The sequence below is a fragment of the Ruegeria sp. BHSA162 genome (assembly GCF_059613385.1).
In genome coordinates, this window is record NZ_JBXWSK010000041.1 from 21,096 (window position 1) to 29,607 (window position 8,512).

General features: G+C 53.8%; 9 protein-coding genes and 1 pseudogene. 1 reads left to right on the forward strand and 9 read right to left on the reverse strand.

What is annotated here, in order from left to right:
- Window positions 1-79: 79 nt before the first annotated feature.
- From AC2FM5_RS12470 to AC2FM5_RS12485, 4 genes are read right to left on the reverse strand one after another with little or no spacing between them, the layout of a single operon-like run.
- Window positions 80-1,135 (reverse strand): ABC transporter substrate-binding protein, encoded by a 1,056-nt coding sequence (locus tag AC2FM5_RS12470; protein WP_170339920.1) that lies wholly within the window; start codon window positions 1,133-1,135, stop codon window positions 80-82.
- Window positions 1,132-2,247 (reverse strand): ABC transporter ATP-binding protein, encoded by a 1,116-nt coding sequence (locus tag AC2FM5_RS12475; protein ID WP_170357404.1) that lies wholly within the window; start codon window positions 2,245-2,247, stop codon window positions 1,132-1,134. Before AC2FM5_RS12475 ends, AC2FM5_RS12470 begins: the two co-directional genes overlap by 4 nt.
- A gap of 20 nt (window positions 2,248-2,267) precedes the next feature.
- Window positions 2,268-3,062 (reverse strand): ABC transporter permease, encoded by a 795-nt coding sequence (locus AC2FM5_RS12480; protein WP_496735908.1) that lies wholly within the window; start codon window positions 3,060-3,062, stop codon window positions 2,268-2,270.
- Complete coding sequence (locus AC2FM5_RS12485; RefSeq protein ID WP_496735910.1) at window positions 3,059-3,922, reverse strand: ABC transporter permease; 864 nt, start codon at window positions 3,920-3,922, stop codon at window positions 3,059-3,061. The genes AC2FM5_RS12480 and AC2FM5_RS12485 overlap by 4 nt, the downstream gene beginning before the upstream one ends.
- A gap of 191 nt (window positions 3,923-4,113) precedes the next feature.
- On the opposite strand from AC2FM5_RS12485, the gene AC2FM5_RS12490 reads away from it, so the two are divergent.
- Window positions 4,114-4,755: a TetR family transcriptional regulator C-terminal domain-containing protein gene (locus AC2FM5_RS12490; protein WP_170450482.1), complete on the forward strand. Its 642-nt coding sequence runs from the start codon at window positions 4,114-4,116 to the stop codon at window positions 4,753-4,755.
- A 296-nt stretch (window positions 4,756-5,051) separates the two neighbouring features.
- On the opposite strand, the pseudogene AC2FM5_RS12495 reads toward AC2FM5_RS12490, so the two are convergent.
- The 5 genes and pseudogenes from AC2FM5_RS12495 to AC2FM5_RS12515 all read right to left on the reverse strand — a co-directional run.
- Window positions 5,052-5,303, reverse strand: a pseudogene (locus AC2FM5_RS12495) (IS6 family transposase); the annotation flags it as partial.
- Between the two features lie 255 nt (window positions 5,304-5,558).
- A complete protein-coding gene (locus tag AC2FM5_RS12500; RefSeq protein ID WP_496735912.1) occupies window positions 5,559-6,689 on the reverse strand; it encodes a cytochrome-c peroxidase in 1,131 nt (376 codons plus the stop codon).
- On the reverse strand, window positions 6,686-7,063 hold the full coding sequence (locus tag AC2FM5_RS12505; protein WP_496735914.1) for a hypothetical protein: 378 nt from the start codon (window positions 7,061-7,063) through the stop codon (window positions 6,686-6,688). Before AC2FM5_RS12505 ends, AC2FM5_RS12500 begins: the two co-directional genes overlap by 4 nt.
- Window positions 7,060-7,866 carry an amidohydrolase family protein gene (locus AC2FM5_RS12510; RefSeq protein WP_170339937.1) on the reverse strand — a complete coding sequence of 269 codons (807 nt, stop codon included), beginning with the start codon at window positions 7,864-7,866 and terminating at the stop codon, window positions 7,060-7,062. The genes AC2FM5_RS12505 and AC2FM5_RS12510 overlap by 4 nt, the downstream gene beginning before the upstream one ends.
- Window positions 7,867-7,887: 21 nt before the next feature.
- The coding region (locus AC2FM5_RS12515; protein WP_496735916.1) for a dioxygenase family protein at window positions 7,888-8,512 on the reverse strand (625 nt) is incomplete at its 5' end.

The following is an 8,512-nucleotide window of genomic DNA, read 5'->3' on the forward strand; positions in this document are numbered from 1 at the left end:
AAGAAAATCGGAAATGGTTTCGTGGGAATGGAAGGGTTTCTACATCCCCACCATTCCCGGCTGTGTTGTAAGAGCGCCTTTAGAAGCCCGCTTTGATGCGCTCGAATTCCTTCAACATCTTCGCCTCCAACTCGGGGTTAACGGCGTCAAAGAACAAGCTGCCTTCAAAGAAGCTGTCCACATCAGAGAACCCGTAAGTTTCGATCAACTCCGGGTCTGCCTGTGCAAAAGCGTCTTCATTGGCGTGGGCGTATCCCCAGCTTTCAATGATGTACTTCCCACTTGCCGCGGAGCTGAGCGCGTTCAGCATGTCATAGACCTGCTCATCCGACTGCTTCGCAGATTTCAGATGTACATAACCGCAGACCCAGGTCGCGATGCCTTTGTCCACATCGCGCATCATGACCGCTGGGGTTTCGTTCCAGATCAGGTTCAGTTCCGATTGGTTCCATCCCCAACCCAGCGTAACCTCACCGCTGGCAATTGCCTGATCCAGTTGGCCGGCATCAGACCAATAAAACCGCACGTTCGGATGAACCGCGCGCAGATAGTCCGCCGCTTTTTGGAATTCCTCGTCACTCATATCGGTATAGCTGGACGCTCCGGTCGCCAAGGCTGCCATTGCAAAGGCACTGGAAGCGGCGTCCGGAATGGCGACTTTGCCCTGATAGGCGGGATCTGCAAGCAATTGCAGCGAAACATCATCCGCCGAAATCATATCGGTGCGATAGATCAGGCCAGTGTTGCCCCACTCAAACGGCACCATGTAGGTCTGCCCATCGATCGTGATGCCATCGACCTCTTTGATCTTGGGCATCAACTTGTCCCAATTCTCCAGCTTGCTGGTGTCGATTGGCTTGATCAAATCTGCCGCCACCCATTTCCTCAGGGCATCTGTGCAGGGGTGAGCCAAATCGGCTTCAAACCCGGACTGAAGCTTGGTGAACGCTTCTTCCACGCTGCCAAAATAGGTGTAGCTGGGCGCCCCACCGTACTTTTCGACATAATCGCCGTAGAAACCCTGATCCTCATATCCGGACCAGTCAAAAACGGTCAGGTCAGCGGCGTTCGCCAGAGCTTGGCCCGCGGTAAAGGTGGCAACTACTGCTGCCGTAAGTGATGCTGTTTTAATCATTGTTCTCCTCCCAAAGATTCACGTTTACCCAAGTCAATCACCGAGGCGCTTTGAACGCCAAGCCAGACGGTATCGCCGCGCGTGTGATCGACCGTGTGAAAGTAGTTTGGTACTGCGACGGCAATGCTGTCTTTCAGACCATCGACGCGCACATAGTAGTGGACACTCTCGCCATAAAAGGCGACGTCCGAGACCTCGCCCTGAACAAGAGCATCATAGCCATCCGGTTTTTCCGAGCTGATTTCCAGTTGCTCAGGTCGAACCCCGACAAGAAGTTCCTTGTCATGCACCTGGACGTTGGGGTTCACCCCGATTTCCATCTTCCCAAAGCCCTTGACGTTGACTTCGAGCGTTTCAGAATTCTCCGAAGTCACTTCGGCATCCAGAAAGTTCATTCCACCGATGAAAGAAGCCACTTCCCGGTTGCAGGGTTGGGAATACAGGACCTCTGGCTTATCCACCTGCTTGAGCTGCCCGGCGAACATGACGCCGATGCGGTCGGACATGGTCATCGCCTCGTACTGGTCATGCGTGACCATGACGAAAGTAATTCCAAGCTTCTGTTGAAGGCGTCGCATCTCCAACTGCATCGCTTCGCGCAGATTTTTGTCCAACGCAGACAACGGTTCATCCAAGAGCAATACCTTGGGCCGCATAACGAGTGCCCGGGCGAGTGCCACACGTTGCCGCTGACCTCCCGACAATTCGTTGGCTTTTCGGTCCTGCAGGCCGCCAAGCTCGACCATCTCAAGCGCCTCGGCAACACGCTCTTTGATTTCCCTCCGAGACAGCTTTGTTTTGCGTAATCCGAAGCCAACATTGTCGCCGACGTTCAAATGCGGAAAGATCGCATAGCTTTGGAACACCATATTTGTAGGGCGCTTGTTGGCAGGCACCTCTCCCATCGTTCGACCATCGATCCGGATCTCGCCTTCTTCGTGATCCTGAAAACCCGCGATGATACGCAAAGCCGTTGTCTTGCCGCAGCCTGAAGGGCCAAGCAACGAAAAGAACTCACCTTCTTTCAAGGTCAGGTTCAGATCAGACACAGCCACAAAGGAACCAAAGCGTTTTTCTACGCCCCGAATTTCGATGATGTTCTGTTCGCTCATCTTACTTGTTTCCTTTGGCTTCAATCTGAGGACTGGATGGAACGGCGGCGGAAATATTCGGCAATCAACAGCAACAGGACCGATGACAGTAATAGCAGTGACCCCAGTGCCAACGTGTTGGGCAGCTTTGCCGGGAAGCGGATTTGGCTCCAGATATAAACCGGCAGTGTTGGGCTGTTTCCGGATAGGAAAAAGGCCAGGACGAACTCGTCAAACGACACTGTAAAGGTGACCAACAGGCTAGCAATGATTCCCGGCGCGACGATTGGCAGGGTAACACGTCGAAACGTTCCAACAACGCTTTCACCAAGATCGAACGCGGCCTCCTCCAGGGACTGGTCGAAGTCGTCGAACGCAGACTTCATGATCGACACGGAAAAGGGCAGCGCCACAAACACATGCCCAAGGATCACGGTGGTCAGCGATGGTTTCAGCCCGATGCTGATGAACAGAACCAGCATTGAACTGGCAACGATGATGCCGGGAATGACCAGTGGAAGCATGACCAATCCCTCGGACAACTCACGCACCGTGAAGCGATAACGGACATAGGCGCGAGCTGCAAAGAGACCCAGGGAAGTTGCCATCAGGGCAGTCACGCTGCCGACGATCAGCGAATTCACCATGGCTTGCAACAGCGTGTCTTGCTGACCCAACTGCGCGTACCATTTCAACGTGAAACCTTTGAGCGGGAACGCCACGATGGTTCCGTCATTGAACGAAAACAGCGGCAACAGCAAAACCGGCAGATAGAGAAACACCAGGTAGGCAATCGCGTAAACCAGCAACCATGAGATGCGAAATACCCTGGTCATCTGATCCTCCGACCCAATGCGGTGACGATCACCACGAACAGGATCGCAACGCAGCCGACCGAAAGCATGGCGAGAAGAGACAGGGTTGCACCCAACGGCCAATTATTGGCGGCGCCAAACTGCACCTGGATCAAGTTCGCGACCATTTTTCCCTGCGATCCACCGACCAAGGCCGGAGTGACGTAATCGCCGACGGTTGGGATGAAAATGATCAGGCAGGCCGCGATGATCCCCGGCACCGTCAGGGGCAGCGTCACACGTACAAAGCGCTCAAACTTACTGCAGCCAAGGTCTGTTGCGGCCTCCAAAAGGCTGCGGTCAATCTTTTGCAGCGATACATAGATCGGCAGGATGGCAAAAGGTGCCCAGGCGTGGGCGAGCGTAAGGACCACAGCAAACTCATTGTAGAGCAGGAATGTCAGTGGTTCTTGTATCAAACCCAATGAAATCAGCGCCGAGTTCAACACCCCGTTGAAACCAAGAATGAGTTTCCAACTGAACACGCGCAGAAGGTAGCTGCTCCAAAAAGGAATAGTGATCAGCAGCAGCCAGAGGGTCTTCTTTTGCGTACGAAACGCAATGAAGTAGGCAATCGGGTAGGCCAGACAAACCGTTACCAATGTCACCGCGCCCGCAATTGCAACCGAACGGATCATTAGGTGTCGAACCAAGGGGTCAGTAAACGCCTCTTGGTAATTCGCCCAAGTCAATGTCCGGTCAATCTGGACATATGTTTGGGTCCAAAAACTGTAGGCGACAAGAATACAGAGCGGCACGGCTACAAGCAGCCCCACGTAGAGCGTCGCAGGCGCGCTAAGTGCCAGGCCCTTGCCCGTCTCACTTCGTAGTACTCCTGCCATGCTTCCCTGCTGAATGTCGTTTTATTTGCTGTGACAACAGTCGATCACAAAATGGACAATCGTCCATTTAAATCTGGGATTTTTGCACTAGTTGTGTCAACTGATTATTTCAACATCGGGGCTGGCCGACTTCGCATCGGCCACTAGACGCCACCGCAAGAGACTGAAAACAAATAGAGCCGCCTAATCATATGACTGGAAGACGACAAGAAATACGCGAACGAAATCGCCTTTCTCTGATCGAGGCCGTACTCGACTCGGTGGCAGAGAAAGGGATTTCCGAGACCTCAGTCAGCGAAATCATCCAACGCGCCAATCTGTCCCGCGGAATGATTCATCTTCATTTTGGTGGCAAGGACAACTTGGTCGACGAAGCCGCCCGCTATTCATCCGAACAATACTACAATGGCATTTATGAGTTGTTGGAAACGACCGGGCAAACCGGGCAGGAACATATTGAGATGATTGTTCGGGGTGACTTGAGTGAGACCATTCTCAACAAGAAAAACGTCTCCATTTGGTACGCATTTCGAGGCGAGGCCCGAAACAGAGCAGCAATCGCTGCGTTTTCAGATACCCGCGACGCCAAGCTTCGGAACTTGGTTTTCAACGCTTTCGCTCGAATTGCAAAAGAAACTGGGACGGAACACCCTAATCAAGTTGCCAGGGACGCCACGCACGGCACACTCGCAATGCTCGAAGGCATGTGGACTGATTACCTACTCCACCCGGATTCATTTGACCGCGACGAAGCAATGAGAATTGTCTTCCGATTTCTGCGTGCAATGTTCCCAAAGCACTTTGACCTGAATGGCGCAGTGTTGTCTGAGTAGAGATCGCGAAAGGTTTCCTGTCTGGCTATTGTAGAGGTGGGCAATCCCATCTTTCAGTCAACATCATGGAAGCAGAGAGATGAATGGACCGCGGCGGATTTAAGTAAACTTTGCACGCTTCGGAAAAGCGGCCTCAGTCTGCATATCGCGCTTTCTCTGATTGAGGCAGAGCGGCACAGCGCACGGTACTACCCACAGAAACCCGTGGCAAGAAAACAGTGGCGAAAGTCGGCAATGGGTGGCGGTGCTGTCAGACGAAGTCGAACCAGTCTCAGTTTACCGCGGGAACCACGAACCTATCCGGAACAAAGTTGACTCCACTCGCAACGACCGGCGAGGCGGATCAGCCTGAAGGGGCTTGGGCTGGTTAGCGATCTTTCCTAGTTGAAGTGGTCAAATACAGAGGATTTGAAGACGGCGAATTTCTGTAGATTTCGCATGTGTTTGAAACGCTGTAACGCGAGGTCGAGTCGTAGAAACGGCAGGTGGGAGTTCTCGAGGCGGTCATTGAGCCACCTGCCCGTTTGCCGTTTGTTAAAAGCGCCCAACCCAATTGCCTTAGTGCAGCCTTTTAGCATGCGAAGCGACCAATGACGAAAGTTTTTGTGGGCAGGCGCTGGAGCACGACGATATTTTACTCGGGAACGGCCCGACCAAAGTAGGCAACAAGGGGTTCGGCATAGATCATTCGGACGACTGCAACGACCTTGTTTTGTTGGCCACACTCTCTGACGTGGAAAGGGGGTCAGCAAAATGCGACGTGCCGCATAACTCAGGCGGCACTTTGGCTGAATTGGAGTATCTCAAGGCCATGCAACGCCGGACACAGTCTCCAAAAACATAATGAGATCAGCGATCTCCTGCTCGGACAAGCTCAGTTCTGAGAGTATGGCCTCACCGTCGGCATGCAGCCTTTCGGTATCAAGCTCGCTGTAGTGCCGGACCACCGCGTCCAAGTCGATCAAACTGCCGTCGTGCATATAGGGCGGAGTTTCAGCCACACCCCGCAAACTTGGCGTACGAAAGGTCCCAAAATCAGAATGACGCCTATGCACACTGCGAACCGCCCACGCACCTTGCTTGGCGGGATCGTCGTTCCATTCCCCGTCCAGTGTGTAGACGCTTGAAAATAGGAAGTTCAACCCGCCGAACCGTCCTTCATCGACTTCGGTTTCACTTAGGAAGTAAGGCACACCGGCGTCGTGAAATTCATTGTTGGAAAATGCCGGGCCATTGTGGCAAAGGGCACATTTCCCGCGCCCCAGAAAGAGCTTTAGACCTCTCTGAGCAGCTTCGGGATAGTTCGCAGCCGCCAACAGATCTCCGCGTTCCAGCGCATCGCGGAAACTGTCAAATTGTGTCCGCTCGGTTCTAAGCGTCTCCAAATAGGCTGATAGAGACTTGGCCGTGTTGACCAGGACCAACTCCGGGTCTTGACTTCGGATATTGCCGAAAATGGACTCAAAATCAGCAACATAAGAACTCTCGGAAATTGCCGCCTTTAGACTTTCGCTGCTGTGAGCCATCTCTTGTTCTTCGATGATCGGATGCAGACTTGCTGCCCAGAGACTATCGCTCTTGCCACCCCAACCGTACCAGCGCAGACTCGCAAGGTTTCTCAGGGATGGGGTGTTCCGATCCAACCTGACACGGCCGAGCGCCCGCGCCTCGGATGTTGTAAATGCCTGTTCGGGGTCGTGACAACTCGCACAAGAAAAAGCGCCGTCTACCGACAGCACCGGATCGTTGAACAAAGCCGCGCCGAGCAAAATAGCCCTTGAGTCACCTGAAACGCGATTGCTGGGGTCTGGCTTGTATGTTGGCGGCCACGGCCCGAAGGAAAGCGTTTGCTGTATTTCCTCTTCGGACAATAGAATTTCTGAGTGTACAGCAACCGGAAGCGCCATTAGCGCGGTTAAAGCCCAGAACTTCATTTGAGCGTGATCTCTGACGTGTAGGACAGCGATCGCCCTCCGATATGAACGTCAGCCTGCAGCTCCCAGAGTCCCGGCATGTGAAACAGCAAATCATCGACCCGGAACATTCCATCGCCCAATGCCGAAACTTCGGGAACGTAATTCAAACCGTGCTGATGAGCGGGCATGATTGCATCAACACGCACCTCATGTGCTGTTGCTTCACTGCAGACTGAAATCAGAACGGAAAACGGTTGGGCCAACGGAATTTCGCTGACAGCCAAATAAACCGCAGGCGCATCTGGGGCTTCCGACCCCATGCGTTGCCCCACAGCGTCACAAGCAATTGCTGCGCCCGATGAAGCAAAAAGCCATATAACCCAGCGGATCATTCTGATGCCAGCAAACGTTCAGCGTTGGCATAGGCGATGTTGTCTGCGATCCGTTCCGGCAGCAGATCCAGCCATTCACGCGAAAAATCTGCGTGCGGGCCAACGTAGTACCAACGTTCCGGCGCAAATGTGTCAGTGCCAACCATGAACCGATCGGGATGCACCTCGAACGCGGCCTTCCAATCCGGGTCTAAACGGCCGCGTGAAACCATATCCGACCGAAAAGCCAAGTCCGCCCAAAGCCTGGGATAAGTGTCCAAAGCGTCAGACACGCTGGCCGGGTCGTCAAAGCCAGAATGCGCCCACAAAACCCGCGCCTCTGGCCAAGTCTCGAAGATCAGGTCAACTGCCTCTCGATCACCGTGGTGGTGTAGAATGAGGTTCCGCTCTTTGGCCAGTGCAATCATACGCTGGATGACCGGCGTTTTGATATCTTCGCCGTAAGCGTGAAACTCGCCGATAGCTTCGTAGTCGTTTTTGGCCAGGTTTTCTTCCAGATAATCAATTACAGTTTCATCGTGCATCCAGGTGTTGATTTCACCGCGACGACGGTACGGGCGCAACGCTGGAACGACGATGTCCGGTGCCGCGTCCAACAACAGCTGAGTGCCATTGTCGTCCGAGCTGGAAACTAGCGCTTTCCGCACGCCCGCATCCCGAAGGATTTTAGCCACCTGTTCTGGTGGCACCAGTTCGACGGCGTCGTGGCTGTAATGAATATGCGTGTCGAAGATGGGGCGCTCTTGTGCGATGGCGGCACTGCAAAACAGCGCAGCGCCCAAAATGAAGATACGTTTCAGCACCTCAAGCCTCCTATCTATCAATCAGTCCTTGGCAAGCGTCACGTCGAAATTCACATGCAAGAAAGGTTCATGGATCTTACCAGAAAGCTCCATGCCATCAGGAAATTCAGAAGCCGGGCGTTCAACATATGTCATCACCAGATCGTCGCGCACGCCAAACACCGTGTCTTCATCCAGATAGGGATCATCGTCGGGAAATATCTCGGTCACCAAAGTGCGATAACCGGGAGCTTTGACGATGTAATGCAGGTGCGACGGTCGCCAGGGATGGCGACCACAGGCTCGCAGAATGTCTCCGACTGGCCCATCAGATGGCACCGTGTATTCCACTGGTTTGACCGTGGTGAAAGCGTAACGGCCATCTGAGCCGACCGTCATCAAGCCATGAAAAGAGTAGATATCCTGTTCCTCATCCTGACTGGCGTAGAGCCCGTTTGGTGCGGTTTGCCAGATGTCGAGCTCGGCACCCGCAATCGGATTGCCCTTTGTATCCCGGACCACGCCTTCAGCAAGAAGGACCGGCCCGCCGTAGTGACGTTTCATATCGCCACCGATCGGCAGCGGGGGTGCGCCTGAGACGTGAAACGGCCCCAACACAGACGAACTGGTCGCGTCAGGGCTGGAATGCAGCATGTCAACCAATGAC

What these genes read in the sequence shown, in the direction of transcription:
- AC2FM5_RS12470 (WP_170339920.1), bottom strand. Translation starts at nt 1,135, where the DNA reads ATGATTAAAACAGCATCACTTACGGCAGCAGTAGTTGCCACCTTTACC.
- AC2FM5_RS12485 (WP_496735910.1), bottom strand. Translation starts at nt 3,922, where the DNA reads ATGGCAGGAGTACTACGAAGTGAGACGGGCAAGGGCCTGGCACTTAGC.
- AC2FM5_RS12480 (WP_496735908.1), bottom strand. Translation starts at nt 3,062, where the DNA reads ATGACCAGGGTATTTCGCATCTCATGGTTGCTGGTTTACGCGATTGCC.
- AC2FM5_RS12475 (WP_170357404.1), bottom strand. Translation starts at nt 2,247, where the DNA reads ATGAGCGAACAGAACATCATCGAAATTCGGGGCGTAGAAAAACGCTTT.
- AC2FM5_RS12490 (WP_170450482.1), top strand. Translation starts at nt 4,114, where the DNA reads ATGACTGGAAGACGACAAGAAATACGCGAACGAAATCGCCTTTCTCTG.
- AC2FM5_RS12505 (WP_496735914.1), bottom strand. Translation starts at nt 7,063, where the DNA reads ATGATCCGCTGGGTTATATGGCTTTTTGCTTCATCGGGCGCAGCAATT.
- AC2FM5_RS12500 (WP_496735912.1), bottom strand. Translation starts at nt 6,689, where the DNA reads ATGAAGTTCTGGGCTTTAACCGCGCTAATGGCGCTTCCGGTTGCTGTA.